At 70.2% G+C, this 21,167-nt stretch carries 20 protein-coding genes; 4 read left to right on the top strand and 16 right to left on the bottom strand.

The window, feature by feature from the left end; all coding sequences use genetic code 11:
* Window positions 1–58: 58 nt before the first annotated feature.
* Window positions 59–1,015, top strand: coding sequence for an NAD-dependent epimerase/dehydratase family protein (locus ACTMTI_RS47140; RefSeq protein WP_441127394.1), 957 nt, complete (start codon window positions 59–61; stop codon window positions 1,013–1,015).
* Here ACTMTI_RS47140 and ACTMTI_RS47135 read toward each other — a convergent pair.
* The 3 genes from ACTMTI_RS47135 to ACTMTI_RS47125 are packed head-to-tail and all read right to left on the bottom strand — an operon-like array spanning window position 997 to window position 5,131.
* Window positions 997–2,334 (bottom strand): hypothetical protein, encoded by a 1,338-nt coding sequence (locus ACTMTI_RS47135; protein ID WP_441127393.1) that lies wholly within the window; start codon window positions 2,332–2,334, stop codon window positions 997–999. The two genes, ACTMTI_RS47140 and ACTMTI_RS47135, sit on opposite strands and share 19 nt — an antisense overlap.
* Window positions 2,334–4,382, bottom strand: a complete 2,049-nt coding sequence (locus ACTMTI_RS47130) for a glycosyltransferase (protein WP_441127392.1) — start codon at window positions 4,380–4,382, stop codon at window positions 2,334–2,336. The genes ACTMTI_RS47135 and ACTMTI_RS47130 overlap by 1 nt, the downstream gene beginning before the upstream one ends.
* Window positions 4,383–4,384: 2 nt before the next feature.
* The gene (locus ACTMTI_RS47125) at window positions 4,385–5,131 is read right to left on the bottom strand and encodes a WecB/TagA/CpsF family glycosyltransferase (protein ID WP_441127391.1); all 747 of its coding nucleotides are present in this window, start codon (window positions 5,129–5,131) and stop codon (window positions 4,385–4,387) included.
* Window positions 5,132–5,300: 169 nt separating this feature from the next.
* Between ACTMTI_RS47125 and ACTMTI_RS47120 the strand changes: the two genes are divergently transcribed.
* Window positions 5,301–5,849, top strand: a complete 549-nt coding sequence (locus ACTMTI_RS47120) for a dTDP-4-dehydrorhamnose 3,5-epimerase family protein (RefSeq protein WP_441127390.1) — start codon at window positions 5,301–5,303, stop codon at window positions 5,847–5,849.
* Here the strand turns inward: ACTMTI_RS47120 and ACTMTI_RS47115 are convergent.
* Both ACTMTI_RS47115 and ACTMTI_RS47110 read right to left on the bottom strand, forming a co-directional pair.
* The gene (locus ACTMTI_RS47115; protein ID WP_441127389.1) at window positions 5,788–7,167 is read right to left on the bottom strand and encodes an O-antigen ligase family protein; all 1,380 of its coding nucleotides are present in this window, start codon (window positions 7,165–7,167) and stop codon (window positions 5,788–5,790) included. The genes ACTMTI_RS47120 and ACTMTI_RS47115 overlap by 62 nt on opposite strands.
* Complete coding sequence (locus tag ACTMTI_RS47110; RefSeq protein WP_441127388.1) at window positions 7,164–7,847, bottom strand: hypothetical protein; 684 nt, start codon at window positions 7,845–7,847, stop codon at window positions 7,164–7,166. Before ACTMTI_RS47110 ends, ACTMTI_RS47115 begins: the two co-directional genes overlap by 4 nt.
* A gap of 174 nt (window positions 7,848–8,021) precedes the next feature.
* Here ACTMTI_RS47110 and ACTMTI_RS47105 point away from each other — a divergent pair, with 174 nt between their 5' ends.
* Window positions 8,022–8,831 carry a 2OG-Fe(II) oxygenase gene (locus ACTMTI_RS47105; RefSeq protein ID WP_441127387.1) on the top strand — a complete coding sequence of 270 codons (810 nt, stop codon included), beginning with the start codon at window positions 8,022–8,024 and terminating at the stop codon, window positions 8,829–8,831.
* Window positions 8,832–8,841: 10 nt separating this feature from the next.
* Here ACTMTI_RS47105 and ACTMTI_RS47100 read toward each other — a convergent pair whose 3' ends face one another.
* The gene (locus ACTMTI_RS47100; protein ID WP_441127386.1) at window positions 8,842–9,699 is read right to left on the bottom strand and encodes a hypothetical protein; all 858 of its coding nucleotides are present in this window, start codon (window positions 9,697–9,699) and stop codon (window positions 8,842–8,844) included.
* A gap of 199 nt (window positions 9,700–9,898) precedes the next feature.
* Here ACTMTI_RS47100 and ACTMTI_RS47095 point away from each other — a divergent pair, with 199 nt between their 5' ends.
* Window positions 9,899–11,050, top strand: a complete 1,152-nt coding sequence (locus tag ACTMTI_RS47095) for an acyltransferase family protein (protein ID WP_441127385.1) — start codon at window positions 9,899–9,901, stop codon at window positions 11,048–11,050.
* On the opposite strand, the gene ACTMTI_RS47090 is transcribed toward ACTMTI_RS47095, so the two are convergent.
* The 10 genes from ACTMTI_RS47090 to ACTMTI_RS47045 form a co-directional block, all read right to left on the bottom strand.
* On the bottom strand, window positions 11,047–11,955 hold the full coding sequence (locus ACTMTI_RS47090) for a hypothetical protein (RefSeq protein WP_441127384.1): 909 nt from the start codon (window positions 11,953–11,955) through the stop codon (window positions 11,047–11,049). The two genes, ACTMTI_RS47095 and ACTMTI_RS47090, sit on opposite strands and share 4 nt — an antisense overlap.
* Window positions 11,956–12,023: 68 nt before the next feature.
* Window positions 12,024–12,914 (bottom strand): glycosyltransferase family 2 protein, encoded by an 891-nt coding sequence (locus ACTMTI_RS47085; protein WP_441127383.1) that lies wholly within the window; start codon window positions 12,912–12,914, stop codon window positions 12,024–12,026.
* A complete protein-coding gene (locus ACTMTI_RS47080) occupies window positions 12,914–14,362 on the bottom strand; it encodes an oligosaccharide flippase family protein (protein ID WP_441127382.1) in 1,449 nt (482 codons plus the stop codon). The genes ACTMTI_RS47085 and ACTMTI_RS47080 overlap by 1 nt, the downstream gene beginning before the upstream one ends.
* Before the next feature lie 16 nt (window positions 14,363–14,378).
* Window positions 14,379–15,338: a hypothetical protein gene (locus ACTMTI_RS47075; RefSeq protein ID WP_441127381.1), complete on the bottom strand. Its 960-nt coding sequence runs from the start codon at window positions 15,336–15,338 to the stop codon at window positions 14,379–14,381.
* Entirely contained in the window at window positions 15,338–16,600 is a 1,263-nt protein-coding gene (locus ACTMTI_RS47070) for a DUF4910 domain-containing protein (protein WP_441127380.1), read from the bottom strand. The genes ACTMTI_RS47075 and ACTMTI_RS47070 overlap by 1 nt, the downstream gene beginning before the upstream one ends.
* Window positions 16,597–17,616, bottom strand: coding sequence for an NAD-dependent epimerase/dehydratase family protein (locus ACTMTI_RS47065; protein ID WP_441127379.1), 1,020 nt, complete (start codon window positions 17,614–17,616; stop codon window positions 16,597–16,599). The genes ACTMTI_RS47070 and ACTMTI_RS47065 overlap by 4 nt, the downstream gene beginning before the upstream one ends.
* Before the next feature lies 1 nt (window position 17,617).
* Window positions 17,618–18,268, bottom strand: a complete 651-nt coding sequence (locus ACTMTI_RS47060) for a PIG-L deacetylase family protein (protein WP_441127378.1) — start codon at window positions 18,266–18,268, stop codon at window positions 17,618–17,620.
* Complete coding sequence (locus ACTMTI_RS47055) at window positions 18,265–19,041, bottom strand: glucose-1-phosphate cytidylyltransferase (RefSeq protein ID WP_441127377.1); 777 nt, start codon at window positions 19,039–19,041, stop codon at window positions 18,265–18,267. Before ACTMTI_RS47055 ends, ACTMTI_RS47060 begins: the two co-directional genes overlap by 4 nt.
* Window positions 19,038–20,246: a methyltransferase domain-containing protein gene (locus ACTMTI_RS47050; RefSeq protein WP_441127376.1), complete on the bottom strand. Its 1,209-nt coding sequence runs from the start codon at window positions 20,244–20,246 to the stop codon at window positions 19,038–19,040. Before ACTMTI_RS47050 ends, ACTMTI_RS47055 begins: the two co-directional genes overlap by 4 nt.
* Entirely contained in the window at window positions 20,247–21,146 is a 900-nt protein-coding gene (locus ACTMTI_RS47045) for a hypothetical protein (protein WP_441127375.1), read from the bottom strand.
* Window positions 21,147–21,167 lie beyond the last annotated feature (21 nt).

Below are 21,167 nucleotides of genomic sequence, written 5' to 3'. Positions count from 1 at the left end.
CGCGATTCATGGGGCCTGCTCGACCGAGCGGGCCCCTTTCACGTGGAAAGGGGCGCTCGTGGAGTGGGCCGGCAGGCGGGTCCTGGTGACGGGGGCCTCTGGGTTCATCGGCGCGCGCCTGGCGGTGCGGCTGGCCGAGCTGGGCGCGCAGGTCCATGGCACCAGCCGCGGCGCGCTGGGGTGGCACGGCTCTGGCCCGGGTCCGCGTGAGGTCCACGGCGAGAGCGGGCGGCGAGGCGAGCTCCACGGCCATCGGATCGACCTGCGTGAAGCCGGCGCCACCGGCGAACTGGTCGCCGCCGTGCGGCCCGCCGTCATCTTCCACCTGGCCAGCGAGGTCGACGGGGCCAGGGACGTGTCCGTGGTGCGGCCGACGATGGAGAGCAACCTCACCAGCACCGTCAACGTGCTGACCGCAGCGGTCGAGTCCGGGTGCCGGGTGATCCTGGCCGGGTCGAGCGAGGAGCCGCGACCGGGCAACGGGCACACGCCGCCGCCCTCGCCGTACGCGATGGCCAAGGCGGCGGCGTCCGGGTACGCCGAGCTGTACCACCGGCTTTGGGGGCTGCCGTACACGATCGTGCGCCCGACCATGGTGTACGGCCCGGGCCAGCGGGACACCGCCAAGCTGGTGCCGTACGTGACGCTGTCCCTGCTGCGGGGCGAGCGGCCCCGGCTGACCAGCGGGGCCAAGCTGGTGGACTGGGTGTACATCGACGACGTCGTCGAGGCCTTCGTGCTGGCCGCCGAGAGCGAGCGGGCGGCCGGGCAGGCGTTCGACGTCGGGACGGGGGCCAAGGTCTCCGTGCGAGAGGCGGTGGAGCTGCTCTACCGGATCGCCGGGGCCGAGGCCGCGCCGCCCTTCGGGAGCGCGCCCGACCGGCCCCTCGACGTGCCGCAGACGGCTGACCCCGGGCCGGCGCTGGAACTGCTCGGCTGGCGGCCGCGGATCGAGCTGGAGGAGGGGCTGCGTCGCACGCACGCGTGGTACGCGGGTCAGGCCGGGATCTTGTAGATGTGGTAGGAGTGCTCGGCCTCGAAGGTGTCGGTGAACCGCCCTGACCCGTCGACGGGGATGCGGCGGTTCTCGAAGAGGACCTCGACCTGGCCGGGCGACAGTCCGCGGGGCAGCGTGAAGGTGCGCGACCCCGGCTTCCCCGTCCGCGACGGCATCGCGAACAGGTAGTAGAAGCCGTCGTGCGCCTTCAGCATCGTGTCCGTGTCGCCGCCGAAGTCGTACTGCAGCGACTGCGTGTTGAGCACCGGGGCGAGCTGCTTGATCTGCTTGTTCACCTCGATGACCGCGGGCCTGGTCTTCGTGCCGCAGGCGTCGCGCAGGACGTGCTGGCTCTGGCAGGAGCCGCCGAAGCTGTGGTTGAAGTAGATGACGCCCCTGGCCTCGTGGATCAGCGAGTTCATGACGGCGCCCTTGACCTCGGCCGCTTCGATCCCGCGCTTGTCCTCGGGGGCGGGGCGGCCCACCTCGACGAAGGCGTAGATGGGCTGGCGCTTGCCGTCCATGGCGTCCAGCTTGCGCTGCCGGTCGATGAGCAGGCCGTAGTTCGCCGCTCGCTGGCACTGGTCCGCCGCCATCCGCAGGGAGTTCTGGCCGTCCAGGCAGGCGTAGTAGCTGGTGTACCAGTAGACGTCCAGCGACACGAGGTCGGTGTAGTCGTTGACGAACCGGCCGGCCTGCCGGTCGTTCTGCCAGATCATGACGCCCTTGCCGTAGTTGGCGTAGTGCGGGCGGCCGTCCTTGGGGAGGCGGTCCTTGAGCGTCTTCATGACGGTGTAGCCGCAGCGTTCCTTGTGCGGGTCGTCCGGAATGCACAGGGGGCCCTGGCCGGGGAAGTTGCCGGTCCAGCCGTCGTCTCCGGGGCCGGCCCACATGTCGGCCTCGTCGGTGATCAGCCAGGCCACGGTCTCCTGGCCGTAGCCGCTCAGCGGCTTGCTGGGGATGGCGAACATGCCGTTGTTCCTGATCAGCGCCATGTCGGTGGACTCGGTCAGCTCGACGTAGGTGTTGATGCCGGCCTCGCGGTCCTTGTCCACGTCGCCCTGGCTGGTGACCGACTCGTACCAGACGCCCACGGGGAAGAACGAGGGGTTCGTCCATCCGGCGGCCTTGGTGGCCGCGAAGCGGTCGTAATAGGCGGGGCCGCCCTCCCAGGGGACGCGTGGAAGCCCGGCGACCTCCGGCGGGGCGGAGCCGGTGCCACCGGGCGACGCCTGCGGGGCGCCGGTCTGGCCCTGGGACATGCCCACGACCGCCCACACCAGGGCCGCCGCGACGGCGATGACCGCCACGACGAGGATCGGGCGGGTCGCCCGCATCAGCGCTCTCCCTCCGCCAGCTCCATGAGCTCGCGTGCTCGCGAAGACCAGGACATGTCCAGCACGGACGCCCGCAGCTCGGCCGCCGGTCGCCGGCCACCCTCGGACAGCGCGGCCTTGACCGCCTCGACGAACCGGTCGGGATCGGCCGCGATGCTCACCCGGTCACGATAATGGGCCAGCTCCGGGAAGTCCGTGCTGACGATCGGCAGGCCCAGAGCCAGATATTCCTTGAGCTTGATGGGGTTCGCGTGGCGGATCCACGCGTTGTCCTGCCATGGCATGATCGCCACGTCGAAGCCGGAGGCGTACACGGGGATCCGCTCGTACGGCAGGAAGCCGAACCAGTGCACGTTGGGATACCGGGTCAGCCGTTCCATGGGCACGGTCGCGTCCCCGATGAGCACCAGGGAGGCCTGCGGCAGCTCGGCCGCGACGCGTTCGAGCAGATCGACGTCGACCACGAACTCGTCCAGGGCGCCGAAGAAGCCCACGCGGGGCCCCGGGACGGCGGCCATGTCGGCGGGCAGGTCCGCGGTCCTGGTGAAGTGGTCGATGTCCACGCCGTGGTCGAGGAAGTGCGCCCGCTCGCCGGTGATCGGCCGTTCCTCGTCCATCAGCGCCCTGCTGACGTAGACGACGCGGTCGGCACGGGCGAGCAGCTCTCGCTCCAGCGTCTCGATGGTGGCCGTGTCGGCCTCGGGGAACGCCGAATGCCGGTCCGAGCGGTTGTACACCAGCGACCGCCTGGCCATCGGCCGTACCACGTCCCACGCCGTGGGGAGGGTCACCACGAACACCGGCCGGCGTAGCCCCAGCGCCCGGCACACCACCCGGACCTGGGCCCGGACCAGCACCGCGTTCAGGCGGCGCAGCAGGGGCGAGCCGTAGAACGGCAGGGGCAGCGGCGACATCACGTGGAAGCCGGGCAGCGGCCGGCGGACGAACTTGGCGACGCTGCGGAGCTTGCGCAGGATGCGCCGGGTGACCTGGGTCGACGTGCCCGGTGTCGGCATGCGCATGCCGATGCTGTTGACCACGAGCACCTTGCGATGCGCGGCGATCGAGCGCATGAGCTGGAAGTCGGAGTGGGCCTGGTTGTGGTACCACCAGTCCTGGGCCGAGAAGCAGACATAGCCGGGCGGCGTGGGCCGCTCGGGCCCGGCCGGCCATTCGGGCATGGCGATCAGTGCGCGTAGCGCGGCCCGGTGTTTGCGGCCGCCCGTACGGCCCCTGGCGATGGCGCGCGACGCCTCGTTGAGCAGCACCGCGCCGCGCATGCCGAGCGCCGCGAGTCTCCCATGCCGCTCGCGGTGCAACCTGACCCGGTTGGCCGTGGCCAGCGCCCACAAGAAGCTGGAGGTCGCCTGCTCGCCGCCGAGGTGCACGGCCTGCGCCCGCGGCTCGTAGCGGACGGCGAAGCCGCGGTCTCCGGCGCGGAGCATGTACTCGGTCTCCTCCGAGTACAGGAAATACCGCTCGTCGAGCGGGCCGAGCGCGTCCAGACAGGCGCGGGAGGCGAGCCAGGCCGCGCCGGTCGCCCAGTCGGCGGTCCCCGGCCGCTCGTACGCCTCCGCCCCCACGACGAGCTCGCCCAGCGCCGGGACGCGCCCGGCCCGGTAGCCGCCGAGCAGGGCCTCGCCGAGCGCCCGCAGCACGGTGGGCCGCCTGCGGAGTGAGACGTGCGGGCTGCCGTCGTCACTGGTCAGCCGCGGCACCGCGATCCCGGTGCCGGTCACGGCCAGCGCCTCGCGCAGAACCGGGATAGAGCCGGCGGCCAGCCGGATGTCCGGGTTCAGCACCAGCACGTCACAGCCGGGCGCGGCGGACACACCAGCGTTCACCCCGGCGGCGAACCCCGCGTTGCGGCCCATGCGGATCACCTCGACGCCGGGCATCGCCTCGCGGGCCCGGTCGAGCGTCGCGTCCGCCGAGCCGTTGTCCACCACGAGCACCCGCGCGTCCCCCGCTCCCGCGGCGGGCAGCGAACGCAGGCAGTCGCCGACGATCTGCTCGCTGAAGTACGTGACGATCACTATCGCCAGCATGCTCACCTTCCCAGGAGGCGGACACGGAGCGCGCCGGTCAGCAGGCGCACGGCGAAGGGCGCGTCGTCGAGCAGGTAGCGGCGGACCAGGCGGCGCGGTTCCAGCGCGAGCCGGTGCAGCCACTCGCCGCCGCTGCGCTGCAGGAACTCGGGGGCGCGGCGGAACTGCCCGGCGGCCATCGGGATTCCGGCGCCGCAGCCGAGGAACCAGGCGGCGGGCAGCTGCGCGCGCAGGTCCAGGATGATCCGTTCCTGCTTGGGGAAGCCCAGTCCGACGAGCACGAGGTCGGGGCGGGCCGCGCGCACGCGCTCGGTGACGTCGCGCCGGGCCTGCGGATCGGCGTCGAAGCCGTACGGCGGGGAGTACGCGCCGGCGATCCGCAGCGCCGGGTAACGTTCCAAAAGCGCCGCGGCAGCCGCCTCCGGCACGCCGGGATCGCCGCCCAGCAGATAGACCGACCGCCCGTCGCGCGCTGCGCGCTCGGACAGGGAGTAGACAAGCGAGGCGCCGGTCACCCGTTCCGGGATCGCCGCACCTGCCAGGCGGCCCGCCCACACCACGGGCATGCCGTCGGCGACGACCAGCTCCGACCGGCCGACGAGCTCGGCCAGCGCGGGGTCGCGGGTGGCTGCTCTGACGATGTCCACGTTCGCGGTGACGATCGCGCCGCCGCTGCCGCCGGCCCAGGCCCGGGAGACGTGGTCGGCCACCCCCGCCTCGGCGATGACCATGACATGGATCGCTCCCACGCGTACCCGCGCAGGAGGACTGGTCGCCGTGAAAGGATCCGCCGGAATGTCCTCGCTCCTTCTCCCGGCCGAGCCACATCCCGACCTTTCACTGGATCATCGGCATTCCAGAGAATTCCGTTACGCGTGGGTCTGGCAGTAAATACGGCGCAGCCATGAGGATGGGGGCATGAGAGTGGAGCGCGGCGCCTTCGACGGTGTCCTTCTCTTCGTGCCCACCCCGCATCACGACGACCGGGGACTGTTCACCCGGACGTTCGACGCGGCCGTGGCGAAGGAGCACGGTCTCGACCCGGCCGCGTTCATCCAGGACAGCCAGTCCCGCTCGCGCCTGGGCACGATCAGGGCGCTGCACGGGCGTACCGGGCGGGGCGAGGCCAAGCTGGTCAGGTGCGCCCGGGGCGCGATCCACGACGTGCTGGTGGACGCCCGCCCCACCTCGCCGACGTACGGCCAGAGCATGAGCGTGGTGCTCGACGACGAGACGTTCGCCTGCCTGTATGTGCCGGCGGGCTTCCTGCACGGCTTCCAGGCGCTCACCGAGCAGGCCGACATCTGCTACCGGATCGACCGGGAGCACGACCCGGCCGAGGACATCTCCGTACGGTATGACGACCCGGACCTCGCCATCGCCTGGCCGCTGCCGGTGACGGCGATCAGCTCACGGGATCTTTCGGCCGGATCGTGGAAGGAAGCGCAGCCGCGGCTGCTCGGCTGAGCTCCTCCAGGCGGCGGCACTCCCTCGCCTCCCGCAGCAGCGCGCCCGCCGCTCCGACCAGGAGGAACGACAGGCCGGTGATCACGGCGTACGAGCGCAGGTCGAAGGTGGCCGCGCCGATGAGCGGCACCACCAGGCAGGCCGCCAGGGTCAGTCCGAGGTCGCGGTCGACGGGGTCGGAGAGCAGGCGCCTGGCGCGCAGCGCTGACGCGATCCCGGCCGCGAACAGGCCGACGAAGGCCAGCAGGCCGATGATCCCAGTCTCGACGGTCGTGAGGATGTACTGGTTGTCGAAGACCAGGTATTTGGGGGCGTACCAGGTGCCGAGACCGCGCCCCAGCCAGGGGTGCTTGGCGATCTCGGTGACGGCGGCGGCGTAGTCCATGGTCCGCCAGCGCAGACTCGAGTCCGTGGAGAGGTTGGTGAACAGGTCGACGATGGCCCCGAGCACGCCGGGCACCACCACCTTCACCGCCCCCAGGAACAGCAGCATCGCCCCGAGCGCGAGCAGCCGCCGCACCCGCGGCCAGCCGATCAGCAGCACCGCGGCCGCGCCCGCCAGGCCGATGAAGGCCGAGCGCGAGACGGAAAAGACCATCCCGGCCGCGATCAGGCCCGCGCACAGCCACCATGGCAGGGACGGCTTGCCCTGCTCGCGGGCCCGGAAGGCGAAGTGAAGCGCGATCGGCAGGATCATCGCGCACATGACCGCGAACTCGATGGGATGCCCGGTGGTGGCCGCCACCCTGCTCAGCCCGTTGCGTTCCAGGATGAACAGCTCCTCCTGGGTGAAGCGCAGGCCCGGCAGCACCATGTACTGGGTCGGGTCGAACTTCAGCAGGAACTGCACCGCGCCGATCACGCCGAGGACCGCCCCCATCACGGCGACGGCCTTCAGCATCACGTCGAGCCTCACCCTGCCGCGCACGCCGTCCACGACCAGCAGCACGACGCCGATCATCGCGAGCGCGGTCACGAGCATGTGGTCGGAGAGATCGAGCTCGTCCCTGGGCAGATTTCCGGCCGTCGAGTAGGCGTACGTGGCCACCAGCGAGGCGACGTAGACGAACACCGCGCTGCGGACGAGCGTGCGGCCCTTGGCCGCGCCCAGCGTGTTGGTGAAGTGCGCGCAGAGCCACCACACCAGGGCGAACAGCCCCACGGCTTCGGCCGGCGTGATGGCGAACGACAACCCGCGGAAGACCAGGCGGGCCGGGACGATCATGAGGACCACCGCGAACACGACGCCCAGGGTCGCGCCGTCGGCCGGGTACGGCCGGGCCGCCACGGGCGTCGCGGGCAGGGCGGGCGCGCTCATGAGCGCAGCGCCAGCGACTCGTTCCGCACGGCGGGTTCGGCGGGCTCGGCCGGCCGCCTGCGGCGCAGCGCCGCAGCGACGCTCTCCGCGGCGAATCCCGCGGTGAGGCTGGCGAACAGGCCGAGGACCAGCACCGCGGCGGCCGAGCGGCTCTTGCCGCCGCGCTGCTCCTGCGGAGAGGTCGGCGGCACCATCTCCGTCAGCGCGATGTACGTGCTCGGCGGCGCCTGGAGGGTGCGCTGGCGGGCCGCCAGCTCCGTCTTGGCCTCCTGGACCAGCTTGGTGACGAGCGCGTGGGCGGTCTCCGCCGAGGGACTCTTGACGTCGATGATCACGAAGGGGCCGTTGGCCAGCAGTTCGGGGTTGGGGCTGCCGTTGTGGACGGCGTACGTCGTCTTGCCGCCCGGCGGCGCCCCGAGCCGGGCCGCGGTCTCCGGCGCGCTGAGCGCCTGCAGCAGGATCGAGGCCGCGACGTTGAGCGCGCCGTTGTAGTTGAGCAGCGGGTTGGTCCGCGGATTCGGGTATTCGGGGTCCACTGGAACGCTCCCACCCGAGACCGGCACGGTCAGCACGAGCACCGCGTTCGACTGGTAGATGGTCGGGATCGTGGTGTAGACCGCGAACGACGCGCCCAAGGCCAGCAGGAACGCGGGGATGGTGACATACCATCGCCGGATCACGACCAGGACTGTCCCCCAGAAGTCCAAGACGCTTCCTTCCTGAGCTGGAGAATACGGGCCTCCCCAGGATCATCGGCCATCCGGGTACCCCGCGTTACCAGGAAATTTGTAACGAGATCACCGCATATCGCGATTTCAGTCCCGGGGTATTCGCGTCCATTTCAAGGGGTGGGAATGTCATCGACACAAGCGCAGAGCTTCACTTTCAGCCGCGACGAGCTCCTCCCGCTGGCCGACAGCCTGCGAGAGAGCTTCCTCAAGGCCAGTCCCTTCAGGCACGTCGTGATCGACGACTTCCTGCCGCCCGAGGTCCTGGAGCCGGTGCTCGCCGAGTTCCCTGAGCCCAGGGACGTCGAGTGGCAGCGGTTCGACAACGCCAAGGAGATCAAGCTCGCGCTCGCCGACACCGAGCGGATGGGCCCAGCGACCCGGCACCTGCTATCCGAGTTCAACGGCCAGGTCTTCGTCGACTTCCTGGAACGGCTCACCGGCATCGAGCACCTCGTGTCCGACCCGCATTACGACGGCGGCGGCCTGCACCAGATCAAGCCGGGCGGCTTTCTGAAGGTGCACGTCGACTTCAACCGCCACCGCAGGCTCAACCTCGACCGCCGGCTGAACGGCCTGCTCTACCTCAACAAGGACTGGGAGGAGTCGTACGGCGGGCACCTGCAGCTGTGGAACAAGAACATGACCCGGTGTGAGCACAAGATCCTGCCGGTGTTCAACCGGTTCGTGCTCTTCGCCACCACGGACGACGCGAACCACGGCCACCCTGAGCCGCTGACCTGCCCCGACGATCGCGCTCGCCGGTCGATGGCGCTGTACTACTACACCAACGGCCGGCCCGCCGACGAGGTGCTCGACGAGCACGACACCAAGTTCAAGCAGCGTCCGGGCGAGGAGTGGAAGAGCAACTTCCGGCAGACGGCCAAACGGTGGGTGCCGCCCGCGCTGGTGGACCTCGCGTCGCGACGCAAGTAGCGGCGGGCGGTCAGTTCTGATTGCCCCGCACGATGTCGATGGGGCCGGTCTCGTCCAGGTCGACGGGGGCCGGTCCCTTTCCGTTGCCGTCCGCCTTGCTCACCAGGCGGAAGTCCTGCGTGGACTTGACGTCCTCTTTCTCAGGCTCGGGCGCGGTCTCTTCCGGCTCGGGCTCCGCCACCATGGAGGCGACCGGCGGCTCCTCGGGCTCCGGCGCCGCCTTCGCCAGCCCCTGCAGGCGCGCGGGCATGGTCAGCTTCCGGCGGACGACCGCGTACGCCGCGCCGAAGCCGATCAGCAGGCCGAGCAGCGCGCCACCGACGGCGCCCTGCAGCTTCGCCGACGTGTCCGCCTCAGGGCTGAGCCGCACGACGTCCTGGAGCTGCACGAACGTGATGGGATGCGCCTTGAGCTCGTTCTGGCGGTCCTCCAGCTCCTGTTCGAGCCGTTCCTGGACCGCCTCCAGCACCTTGGTCGCCGTGGCCGGCGAGTCGCTGTCCACCTGGACGTAGACGAAGGGGCCGGTGGTGCCGACGCCCAGCAGCGTCGGATTGCTGCGCCCGTCGTCGATGGTGAGCTCGGTGGGCCCGTCCTCGGTGACGCCGACGGACTTGAACACATCGGTGGTGTTCATCGCCAGGATCAGGATGCTGGCGGTGGTCCGCAGGTCGTCGGTGAACTGCAACAGCGGGTTCGTCTGCGCCACGGGTTTGCTGCGGTCCACGGAGCCGCCGCCCGACGGCGTGACCAGGACCATGGAGACGCTGGCCACGTAGCGCTCAGGTAGGACGAAATATCCGGCACACGCCAACGCCACGGCTAAAACGGCCACCGGGATGCCGATGAACTTCTGACGGGCAAGGCCCATAATGGCCTTCCAGAATTCCATATATCCCCAGCCCGATACTCAAAGCAACGGGGCGTTCAGCATCCCCCGAAACCGTTCCAATCAGGACATCGCCCTTTTCGATCCGCACGTTACATGACCTGTTACGCGAGACCGGTCTGCCCCGATATATCCCCGGTGGCCGATGTCCGGCCCCGGGCGGGGGTGGGGGATGGACTCGGTGAGGGCTGCCGGCGCAGCGACAGGCTCAGGGCCGGATGCGGCGCCCGGCGCCCGGCTGGGCGGGCTCGACGGGATCCGCGGCCTGGCCGCGCTCTTCGTGGTGCTGCACCACTGCTGGCTGCTGTCCTTTCCCGGGTTCCCCGCCGACACGGGTCCCGGGTGGGCGGGCTGGCTGCTGTACGGCCACTTCGCCGTCGTCGTCTTCATCGCCTTGTCGGGATTCTCCCTGGCGGTCTCTCCCGCCCGCGCGGACTGGCGGCTGAACGGGCTGCGCCGCTTCGCCCGCCGCCGCGCCTGGCGCATCCTGCCGCCGTACTGGGCGGCGCTGGCGTTCAGCCTCGCGGTCGCGTGGCTCCTGGTGCCGCAGCCCGGCCAGCCCGTGCCCACCGGCAAGACCGTGGTCGTGTACGGGCTGCTGCTGCAGGACGTGTTCGGCTCGCCCAGCCCCAACGGGGCGTTCTGGTCGATCGCCATCGAGGCGCAGCTCTACTTCGTCTTCCCGCTCCTGCTGCTGGTCGTGCGGCGGCTGGGTCCGATGGCGATGGTGGCGGCGGTCACCGTCGTGGTCGCGGCGGTGGGGGTGCTGGCGGCCTACGTGCCCGCGGTGGCGACGCTGATGCGGCTGACTCCGCAGTTCGCGGTGCTGTTCGCGGTGGGCGTGCTGGCGGCGGGCGTGGTCCGCGCCCCGGTCCGCGCGCCCTTGCACTGGGCGGCGGCCATCGCGGTCGTGCCGGTGCTCATCGTGATCGCCGTCCAGGGCTCCACCTGGGCGGTGGCCAACTTCTTCTGGATCGACCTCGCGCTCGCGCCCGCCGCCGGGCTGCTGCTCGCGGCCGTCGCGACCGGGCGGCCGCGACCGCTGGTGCGCCTGCTCGACACCGGGCCGGTCCGCTCGCTGGGCTCCTTCTCCTACAGCCTCTACCTGGTCCACGCGCCGATCGTGGTCGCCGTGAACCACTTCCTCGTCGCCCCGCGTCTGGAGGCCGGTGTGACCAGGTTCTTGGTGCTGCTGGCGGTCGCCGTACCGGTGTCGGTGCTGTTCGCCAGGGCGTTCGCGGCGGTGTTCGAGCTGCCGTTCCAGCGCTACCGCAGCGGCCCCGCACTGCGCGCGGCGGTGCGGGACCGGTTGTCGCGACCGCGGGCGGCCTAGCCGTCCTGGTGGGCCAGGGTCCTGGCCTCGCTCTCGAAGGCCAGGGCCAGTTCCTCCGGCATGCCGTCGAGGTCGGTGGCCCGCCTGAAGTCACGCAGAGTCGTGCCGAGGCAGGACGCGTCGACGTTGGGCGCGCCCCTGCGGGCCCGTACGTCGTCGATGTGCACGGTCCGGAAGTCGATGCTGAACCGGGTCCGGCCCGAGGTGTTCGGGACGGTGGAGTGCAACTGGGCGCCGGAGAACATGATGACGCCGCCGGGCTCTGGAACGATCCGCACCTGGGGCTCGAGCTCGATCGACTCCTCCGGCTTGGGCTGCTCCCGGGTGTCGCTGTAGATGTGCTTGGGAGCGTTGGGACGGTCCACACTGCTCCAGACCGCATAGTCGTAGCGACCGCTGCCGTTGCGCACCGGATTGTCGAAATAGCGGGGGTGGAAGGCCATCACGTTCTCGCGTGCCACCTCGTACACCGGGATCCACCAGTTGATCTGGCTGAACGGCGCGGAGTACCAGCAGTCCCTGTGCGGATGGTAGGCGTACGAGATGCCCGACGTGAGGTAGTCATCCGACGTGGAGGTACGCAGTCGCGGCACGTCGTAGTAGGTCTTGGCGAGGTCGTAACCGAAGTCCTCGAACACCGCGGGCAGCAGCTCCCGGCACCGCGGATGGTGGATGAACGCCGGCTTGAGGTCGGCGAGCAGCCGCGTGTACTCCTCGACGGGCATGTCGAACTGGGCGGTCTCCGGATCGAGCGGGCCGAACGCCTCCGCGATCATCTCTTGGGCGAAGGCGATCAGCTCACTGGACGCCGGCGACGCCGAGTAGACGAAGACCTGACCTTGGAAGATCAGCCCCCTGCGCGTCTCGTCGTCCACACGGCTATTGGAATAGACGGTGGTCAGCATGTACGGATTTCCTTTCTGATCCCCCCGATCAATCCGTACTCGCCAATTTCGGTCCCTTCGTTACACGGCTATCGTGGGGACCGCAGCGCTGCCAAGCTCATGAGCTTGCGCCCCCGCCGGGCGGCGGTCACACCGTGTCTGCGGAGATACATCCGGGCCACGATCGCGCGTCCCCTCCTGCGCTGCGCGGCGGTCAGCTCGACCTCGCCGAGCGCACGCAGCAACTCCGCGCACTGCAGCAGCGTGGCGACGCGGACGTGCCAGGCGGGCGCGCCGATCTTGCGGGCGATGTCGGCCAGGTGCTGCACCTCCCAGTCGCGGCCGGCGAGGATCTCGGGCACGTGGCCCCACGGCCCGGCCAGCGCCATCCGCGCGGCGAAGATCTCGTCCTCGCGCAGCATGACCCGCCCCCGGTCGACCCGCATGATCCGCTCGCGCCGCATGAGGGCGTATAGGGGGTCCATGGCGAACGGGTCCTCGTTGAGCATCCTCAGGGACTCCGCGAAGCGGTCCACGGGGTCGTCGGCGAGGTAACCGGTCCCGGTGTACGGCGCCGTCCGCGTCGAGCCGTCAGGGCCGGTGTAGGCCTGCTGGGTGGTGACCAGCAGCAGCCGCTCGTCGGCGGCGAAGACCTCCAGGCAGCGGGAGACGTACGTCGGCGCCAGCCAGTTGTCGTCGCCGGCCCATCGGTAGAACTCGCCCCGCGCCCGTCGGATGGCGTCGCTGAAGTTGGGAATCTGCCCGATGTTGACCGGCTGCCGGTGGTAGACGATCCGGCTGTCGGTCGCGGCCCAGTCGCGGCAGACCTCCTCGGTACGGTCGGTCGAGGCGTTGTCGCAGATGACCAGCTCGATGTTCGCGTGATCCTGGGCCAGCACCGAAGAGATCACTTTCTCGACGCGGTCGGCCCCGTTGTAGACGGGCAGCCCCACGGAGACCAGCGTGTCGGCGAATGCCATCAAGCGCTCCTTCTGACGAGCTTCTTCAGCACCGCGTTCGGCACCACGATCATGACGAAGACCAGCGTCCCGGCCCCGCCGGCGACGACGAGCTGGACGAGCGCGGGCCCCGAGCCGGTCAGCCGTTCCAAGCCGAGCATCACGGCCCCGGCGACGACCGCGCCGACGGCCGGACGTACCAGGTCGGGCAGCGAGGGCGCGAGCCGCACCCCCACCCGGTGCAGGATGACCAGCGCCATGGGGACCGCGACGAACACCGCGACCACCGCGTGCGCGATGGCGGCGCCGCGGATGCCGCCGATGTGCGCCCCGGCCACCAGAGACGGCAGCAGGACGACGGCCCAGCCGAGGTTCAGCCAGACGGTGGTCTTGGTGGCACCGAGCCCGGTCAGGATGTCCACGGCCAGGTACGAGATGAGCATCCTGACCACCATCAGGACCGCGAGCCAGCGCAGCACGCCGGCGGAGAAGTCCCACCGCTCGCCGTACAGGAAGGTGATCAGCGGGTGCGCCAGGATGGCCATCACCAGCGCGGGCGGCAGCACGAACGCCACCATCACGGGGACCGACCTGCGCACGCCCTCCGACAGCGCGGCGGGGTCCTCGGCCAGGCGGGAGAAGCTCGGTAAGGACACGTAGCGCAGCGCGGTGCCGATGATCCCGGGCACCCAGCTCGACACGTTGAACGCCAGCAGGTAGTAGCCGAGCTGCTCGGCGCCGAGCACGTCCCCCACCACGACGTAGTCGGAGTTCACCAGGATGGCCTCGAGCCCGAACCCGACGGCCGACGGGATGCCGAACTTCAGCAGCTTGCCGGCGATCTCCCGGTTCAGCCCGATCCTGATCGGCACCCAGCCCCAGAAGAAGATCAGCACACCGGTGATCACCGACGCGGTGACCTGGCCCCATGCGAAGGAGTACGCGCCCGCGCCGGTCAACGCCAGCGTGATGGCCACCGACGCGTTCGCCACGAAGCCGATCATGATGGCCAGCGTCAGTTTGTCCTGCTGGAACCTGCGCAGGAGGGCCGCGCTGCGCACGGCGGTGAAGGCCTCGATGAGGATGATCGACGTGAGGAGCCGCACCACGCCGGTGGCCTCCTCGTTGCCGGACATCCGTGCGAAGACGGGAGCGAACAGCCAGAAGGCGCCGTACACGCTGGTGGTGACGACGAAGCTGAGCACGGTCGCCGTGGGCGCCATGTCCTCCAGGCGCCCGCGCCAGTGGATGGTCGCCGCCTGGATGCCCACGTCCTTGATGTGCATGACGATCTGCGTCGCCGCCAGCGCCACCGCGTACGTGCCGAAGTCGTCGGGCGCCAGCACCCTTGCCAGGACCAGCCCCATGGCGAACGAGCCCGCCCGGGTGACGAGGTTGCCGAGCAGGCTCCAGCGCAATCCACGACCCGCCTGTGCCCCGATCTCGTCGACGCGCTGTGTCTCTTCCATTCGTTCCTTTTCTCTGTTACGTGGTGACGCGTTCGAGCCAGATCTCGCGCCAGAAGGGCACGAACTCGCGCGGGCAGTTGAGGCTGTACAACCCCTTGCACACCACGTCCTCCAACGTGACGCAGGGCGTCTTCATCGTGAGCATGCGGCCGGTGCGCTCGTCGATGCACCGGTCGATCCGTGCCTGGACGCGGGTGACCGTGCCGCAGTAGGAGGCCATCTCCTCCTCGAAGCCGAGGCCGCGATTGTGCATGTGCTCGTTGAGCGTGGCCAGGATGTCGGCCTGCGACCGCACGCGCACGAGCTCGCCGGGCTTCAGGTCGAGCACCTCGGTCGGGGTCTTGCCGCGCAGCGCCGGCTTGAGGAATCCCCAGCGTCTGCCCTCCTTGAACCGCAGCCGTGGGGGCAGAACCCGCTTGCTGACCTCCTGGAGGCGGTTGAAGACCCCGATGAGCAGGGCGTGCAGGGTGCGGAGCACACCCGCGTTGCCACTGCGCACGTCGTCGACGTACTGCCCCATGCTCCTGACCGGCAGGCACGTCGGCGCGGCCCGCAGCAGCTCGGTGCCCTGGCAGGAGTACCGTTCCACGCCGTCGTCCCCGGGTGGCCGCCGGGTGTTGATCTCCAGGAGCGGCAGCAGCCGGGGGTCGGGGGCGGCGGGCGCCGGGTCCGCGTCGGCGCGTTTGAGCCAGGCTTCCTTCCAGTACATCGAGCAGGCCGTCTGGCAGCCGCCGTGCGCCGACCCGTCGCAGCGCGCGCCGGTCAGGTGCACGGCGCGCTCCATCTTGCGGAGCCCGGTGCGGGTCTGCGTGTCGCAGAGTTTGTGCGCGATCTTGTGAACGGTGAGACGCCGGCCGCAGTAGGCCGCCATCTCGGGCATGAAGGGCAGCCCGTCGAGCTCGCCCCGCTCATCGAGCGTGGCCAGGATCTCGGCTTGCCCCCGCACTTCCACCACATCTCCGACCCTGAGGTCCATCACGCCATCTCCTTGACCAGTCCGGCTTCCAGCAGAGCCTGGGCCGCCCCTTTCACCGCGGCGAAGGGCAGCTCGGCTCGGATGGCGATGTCGAGCAGGCTGTGCTCCCCGTCGGACAGGTTCAACACCCATAACATCGCCATCTGGGCCTGTTTCGTGTCACTCCTCCCGCCGAGAGATCCGTAGAGGCCGCGCCGGCCGAGCTGCGGCTCGCCGTACGGGCTCAGGTTGAGATAGCTGCGGTTGCCCTCCAGCACCTCGACGACCTGCCACAACGCGTCCAGCGTGGCCGCCATGGCGGCCGGCGTGACAAAGCCCGGGTTGTCCCCCGAGGTGTGATATTCCGGGTATCCGGCGTACGGCGTTCTGGTCAGGCTGCCGAACGGCAGGTTGAACCCGGGCGAGCAGAACTGCCGCTCGTCGTATCCGTACGGCGAGAAGTCCAGCACCGTGTGCGGCCGGTCTTTGAGGACCTGCTCCACGGCCCGGTCGATCTCCGCGTCTCCGCGCCGGCTCCGCTTGTACGTCAGCGCCCCCGGATCCCCCGCGCACGCCAGCGTGAGCCCGGCCGCGATCAGGTGGACGCGTTCCCTGTTGAGCGCCAGCCAGGTGATCGCCCCGATCGTGCCCGGCACGAACAGGAACCGGTAGGTGTACCGGGGCTCGACCAGCCTCAGCGCCAGCGTCACGGCCACCGCGATGCCCGCGAGGTTGTCGTTGGCCAGCGACGGATGGCACACGTGGCACGAGATGACCACCTCGTCGGCCAGCCGCCCGGGCACCACGTGCTCGGCGATGGTCAGCGAGCCGTCCTCCAGCGTGGAGTCGATGAGCACCTCGTAGGGCCCCTCGCCGAGCCCGTCCAGCACGCGCCGGCTGAGGCAGAACCCCCACGTCTCGGCGTAGTAGCTGGTCCGGTAGGGGATCAGGTCCGGCTGCTCGGGCAGCGTGTGCAGCCGCGGCCGCAGCTCCTCCAGCGTGTACGTCCCCGACACCGGCACGCTGTAGCCCACCACGTGCAGGTTCGACTCCTGGAAGTCGATCACCCGCCGCCCGGAGGGGTCCTTGACGTAGGCGTCGTGGATGTTCCACTCCTTCGGCACGTTCCAGTCGAGCACCTCCGTCCCGGTCGGCACCTCGGTGACGGTCAGCGGCAGGTGCTCGCCGATGATCTCCAGCGTGCGCCGCACGCCGTCACCGGTGATGCTCCGGCAGATCGGATACAGCCGCTCGACGAGAGCGTGCATCTCCTCCCCCGTCATGGCCGCAGCCCGGGGTCGATCGCCCCCGCCTCCCGCCGGTCCGCCAGCCGAGCCAGCCGGGTGAAGCGCCGCTCGAAGTCGTGCCTGGTCAGCCCATAGGCCCGGTACGCCTCCGCCAGCTCGTCCGCCCCCGCCTTGACCGTCCACCTGGCGTCATAGCCGGGCAGCGCCTGGCGGATGCGCGAGAAGTCCACCCGGTAGGACCGCGGGTCACTGCCGGTCTCGCCAGTGATCAGCAACGTGGACCCGGGCACGGCCGCCACCACCTCGTCGGCGATCTCCGCCACGGTCACGTTGTTGCCCTCGGTCCCCACGTTGAACGCCTTCGCGTGCACCGGCTCACGCGGCGCCTCGATGACCCGCAGGAACGCCTCGGCGATGTCCAGCGCGTGCACCAGCGGCCGCCAGGGGGTCCCATCGGACAGCACCCGCACCTCGCCCGTCATCACGGCGTGCCCCACCAGGTTGTTCAGCACGATGTCGGCCCGCAGCCGCGGCGAGAACCCGAAGGCGGTCGCGTTCCGCATGAACACCGGCGTGAAGTCGTCGCCCGCCAGCTCCACCAGGTCGTCCTCGACCCTGACCTTCGACTCCGCGTACGGCGTCACCGGCCGCAGCGGCGCGTCCTCGTTCACCAGGTCATCGCCCCCGGAGGCGCCGTAGACCGAGCAGGTGGAGGCGTAGACGAACCTGCGTACCCCGGCATCCTTGGCCAGCTTGGCCAGCCGCACCGAGGCGTGATGGTTGATGTCGTAGGTCAGCTCCGGCGCGAGCGACCCGAGCGGATCGTTCGACAGCGCGGCCAGGTGCGCCACGGCGTCGACGCCTTCGAGCGCCGCGGCCGGCACGTCCCGCAGGTCAACAGCGTGGCCCGGCGGGTCGTCCGGCTGGGGTCCGAGCACGCAGTCGGCGAACAGGCCCGAGTCCAGGCCGATCACCTCATGCCCCGCGGCGGACAGCACAGGGGCCATCACGGTGCCCAGATAGCCCTGGTGCCCGGTCAGCAAAATCCGCAAATCAGCCTCCAGCCAGATCAATGGTCAGTTTGGTCACGTGGAACGCCTCGGCGTACCGGGCGCCGCACTCGATGCCGCGGATGCGGGCCAGCCCCAGGAAGGCTTCCCGGTCGTACCAGGGGCGGTGCCGCTGCGACGGGTAGTGCTCCTGCAGCAGGCGGACCTTGGTCTCGGCCACGCCGTCCGCGAGCGGCTGGTAGACCGAGGGGCGCCCGAGGTCGCCGTCCCACTTGACGATCTCGTAGCCAAGTGTCAGGTGGTCGCGCCAGACGGTCGGCACGAGCTGGGCCAGGCCGCGGTGGTCCTGGTGGGCGTCGCCCGCCCACGGCGCGAAGATCAGGTCGGGCCCGGTCCTGGCCCGCAGGTCCTCCAGGGCGTTCTTGGCCTCGTCCCAGTGCGCGGGCAGCCGCCCGTCGGGGATCTTCAGCACGGTGACCCGGAGGTCGGCCCCCGGGCAGAACGCCGCGAGCGCCGTACGCTCCTCGTCCTCGCGCTCGGTGCCGCCGCCGGACAGCACGAGCGCGTCCACGCGCAGCCCGGGGCGGGCCGCGCAGAGCGTGTAGAGGCTCCCGCCGGCCCCGATCGCGAGGTCGTCGCAGTGGGCGCCGAGTGCGACCACCGCCTGCGGCCCCGCGGGGCGCAGCCCGATCATGCTTCCCACAGGGCCCACGGCCGCTCGCCCCGCGCCCAGGCACGATCCAGCTCCAGGCGCTGGTTCACGGTGTCGCTCGGCCGCCAGTAGCCGCGGTGCGGGTACGCGAGCAGCCGCCCCCGTTTGGCCAGCTCCGCGCAGCCGTCGGCGACCAGGTCGCCGTTCTCCGGGATGTGCTCGAAGACGTCCTGGCGGAGCACGAAGAAGCCGCCGTTCACCCACAGCGGCATCTCGCTGACCGGGGTGATGCCGCCGACCAGCCCGCCCTCGCTGACGTCGATCACGTGGAAGGTGTTGGTCGGGGGGACGACCATCATCGAGGCGCCGGCGTCGGAGGCGGCGAAGCGGCCGATGATGTCCGGCAGCGGGGCGTCGGTGAGCACGTCGGCGTAGTTGGCCAGGAACATCTCGTCCCCGTCCAGGTACGGGCGGGCGCGGCGCAGCCGCTCGCCGATCGGGGAGTCGAGCCCGGTGTCGATCAACGACACCGACCAGTCCGAAATGTCCGTGGATAACAACTCGATCTTCCCGTTACGCAGGATGAAGTCATTCGACCCCGTTTCCTGATATGTCAGGAAGAAGTCCTTGATGTACTGTGCCCCGTACCCCAGGCACAGGATGAACTCCTTGTGGCCGAAGTGCGCGTAATAGCGCATGACATGCCAGACCAGCGGCCGTGGGCCGACGAGCTGCATCGGCTTCGGCATGTCCCCGCCGGGCGCGTCGCTGCGCATCCGGGTGCCGCGCCCGCCGCAGAAGAGGACGACCTTCATCCGACGACCTCCAGACGCGGAATCGGGAAGACCAGCCGGCCGCCCCACTCACGGACGTACGACAGCTGCTCGACGAGCTCGTCGCGCAGGTTCCACGGCAGCACCAGCACGTAGTCCGGCCGGTCCGCGGCGATCCGCTCCGGCGCCAGGACCGGGATCCGCGACCCGGGCGTGAACCTGCCGTGCTTGTACGGATTGCGATCCACCGTGTACGCCAGCAGGTCCGGCCGGATCCCGCAGTAGTTGAGCAACGTGTTCCCCTTGCCCGGGGCGCCGTACCCGACCACGGTCTTGCCGGCGTCGGCGGCGTCGATGAGGAACCGCAGCAGGTCGCGCCGCACCTTGGCCACCCGCGCCGCGAAGTCCTGATAACCCGACAGCTCGTGCAGCCCGGCGGCCTTCTCCTGGGCCAGGACGTCGACCACCCGCTGCGAGACCGGCGCCTCGCCCGGCTGCGCCCACAGCCGGATCGACCCGCCATGCGTCGGCAGCAGCTCCACGTCCACCAGGTGCAGCCCGCCGCCGGCCAGCGCCCGCTGCGCCGAGGCGACCGTGTAGTACTGGAAGTGCTCGTGGTAGATCGTGTCGAACTGGTTGAGCTCCATCAGCGTCAGCAGGTGCTGCACCTCGATGGAGACCCGGCCGTCGTCGGCCACCAGCGCCCGCAGGCCCTTGGTGAAGCCGACGACGTCCGGGATGTGCGCGTACACGTTGTTGGCCACCACCAGGTCGGCGGGCCCGTGCTCGGCCCGCACGCGCTGGCCGAGCTCCGGAGACAGGAACGCGGTGAGCGTCGGCACCCCCTTCTCGACGGCGGCCCTGCCGACGTTGGCCGACGGCTCGATGCCCAGGCAGCGCACGCCCCGCTCGACCACGTGCTGGAGCAGGTAGCCGTCGTTGCTGGCCACCTCCACCACGAACGAGCCGGGCCGCAGCCCCGCCCCGTCCACGAACCGCCGCGCGTGCTCGACCCAGGAGGTCGAGAAGGAGGAGAAGTAGGCGTACTCGGTGAACGTCTCCTCCGGCGTGATCAGCGGCGGGAGCTGGGCCAGCCAGCACTGCGTACAGACCCGCAGGTGGAGCGGGTAGGTGGGCTCGGGGGCGGCGAGCTGCTCAGCGGTCAGGAACAGCTCGCACGGCGGGGTCGCGCCGAGGTCCACGACCCCGGCCAGCTCCTCGGAGCCGCACAGTCGGCAGGTGATCATTCAGCTCACTCCAGCCAGGGCCGCGGCCTCGTACTGCTGGGCCAGGTCCTCCGGCATCGCGGCCAGGTCTCTGCAGCGCACGAAGTCGCGCAGCGTCGTGCCGGTGCACTCGGCGTCCACGTTGGGAGCGCCGCGGCGGGCACGCGCGTCGCCGATGTTCACGGTGCGGAAGTCGATGCTGAACCGGGTCCTGCCCGAGGTGTTCGGCACGGTGGAATGGAGCTGCGCGCCGGAGAACATGAGCGCCCCGCCGGCCTCCGGCACCACCCTGACCTGCGGCTCCAGCTCGATCGGCTCCTCGGGCTTCGGCTGGACGCGGGTGTCGTCGCGCACGTGGGCGGCCGCGTTCTGGCGGCTCGTACGGTTCCACTCGGCATAGTCGTAGACCCGGCTGCTGTTGCGTACCGGCTGGTCGAAGTAGCGCGGGTGGAAGGCCATGACGTTCTCCGGGACCACGTCGAACACCGGGATCCACCAGTTGACCTGGCAGAACGGCGCCGAATACCAGCAGTCGCGATGCGGGTGGAAGGCGTAGGAGATGCCGGAGACCAGGTAGTCGTTGGACGTGGAGGTCCGCAGCCTGGGCACGTCGAAATAGGTCTGGTCCAGGTCGCAGCCGCGCTCGGCGATGACGGCGGGCAGCAGCTCCTTGCACCGGGGGTGGTGGATGAAGCGGGGCTTGAGGTCGGCCAGCAGCTTGGCGAAGTCCTCAACCGGCATCTCGTGTTGCGCGGTCTCCGGGTCTAACCCGCCGAACGCCTCGGATATCAGCTCCCGGGCGAAGCCGACCAGCTCGGTCATGGCGGGCGAGGCCGAGTAGACGAACACCTCGCCCTGGTAGAGCAGCTCGCGCCGGGCGTCGTCGGACACGCGGCTGTTGGAGAAGACAGCGGTCATCATTGATCATTCACTCCTCATGAT

This window comes from Nonomuraea sp. H19 (assembly GCF_052068215.1).
Lineage (GTDB): Bacteria > Actinomycetota > Actinomycetes > Streptosporangiales > Streptosporangiaceae > Nonomuraea.
The sequence above is the reverse complement of the archived record's forward strand: the minus strand, read 5'-3'. Positions and strand labels throughout refer to the sequence as shown.

Excerpts from the sequence above, each read along its gene's own strand:
- ACTMTI_RS47135 (WP_441127393.1), bottom strand. The coding sequence starts at position 2,334 with ATGCGGGCGACCCGCCCGATCCTCGTCGTGGCGGTCATCGCCGTCGCG.
- ACTMTI_RS47130 (WP_441127392.1), bottom strand. The coding sequence starts at position 4,382 with ATGCTGGCGATAGTGATCGTCACGTACTTCAGCGAGCAGATCGTCGGC.
- ACTMTI_RS47120 (WP_441127390.1), top strand. The coding sequence starts at position 5,301 with ATGAGAGTGGAGCGCGGCGCCTTCGACGGTGTCCTTCTCTTCGTGCCC.
- ACTMTI_RS47115 (WP_441127389.1), bottom strand. The coding sequence starts at position 7,167 with ATGAGCGCGCCCGCCCTGCCCGCGACGCCCGTGGCGGCCCGGCCGTAC.
- ACTMTI_RS47105 (WP_441127387.1), top strand. The coding sequence starts at position 8,022 with ATGTCATCGACACAAGCGCAGAGCTTCACTTTCAGCCGCGACGAGCTC.
- ACTMTI_RS47100 (WP_441127386.1), bottom strand. The coding sequence starts at position 9,699 with ATGGGCCTTGCCCGTCAGAAGTTCATCGGCATCCCGGTGGCCGTTTTA.
- ACTMTI_RS47090 (WP_441127384.1), bottom strand. The coding sequence starts at position 11,955 with ATGCTGACCACCGTCTATTCCAATAGCCGTGTGGACGACGAGACGCGC.
- ACTMTI_RS47085 (WP_441127383.1), bottom strand. The coding sequence starts at position 12,914 with ATGGCATTCGCCGACACGCTGGTCTCCGTGGGGCTGCCCGTCTACAAC.
- ACTMTI_RS47080 (WP_441127382.1), bottom strand. The coding sequence starts at position 14,362 with ATGGAAGAGACACAGCGCGTCGACGAGATCGGGGCACAGGCGGGTCGT.
- ACTMTI_RS47075 (WP_441127381.1), bottom strand. The coding sequence starts at position 15,338 with ATGGACCTCAGGGTCGGAGATGTGGTGGAAGTGCGGGGGCAAGCCGAG.
- ACTMTI_RS47070 (WP_441127380.1), bottom strand. The coding sequence starts at position 16,600 with ATGACGGGGGAGGAGATGCACGCTCTCGTCGAGCGGCTGTATCCGATC.
- ACTMTI_RS47060 (WP_441127378.1), bottom strand. The coding sequence starts at position 18,268 with ATGATCGGGCTGCGCCCCGCGGGGCCGCAGGCGGTGGTCGCACTCGGC.
- ACTMTI_RS47055 (WP_441127377.1), bottom strand. The coding sequence starts at position 19,041 with ATGAAGGTCGTCCTCTTCTGCGGCGGGCGCGGCACCCGGATGCGCAGC.
- ACTMTI_RS47050 (WP_441127376.1), bottom strand. The coding sequence starts at position 20,246 with ATGATCACCTGCCGACTGTGCGGCTCCGAGGAGCTGGCCGGGGTCGTG.
- ACTMTI_RS47045 (WP_441127375.1), bottom strand. The coding sequence starts at position 21,146 with ATGATGACCGCTGTCTTCTCCAACAGCCGCGTGTCCGACGACGCCCGG.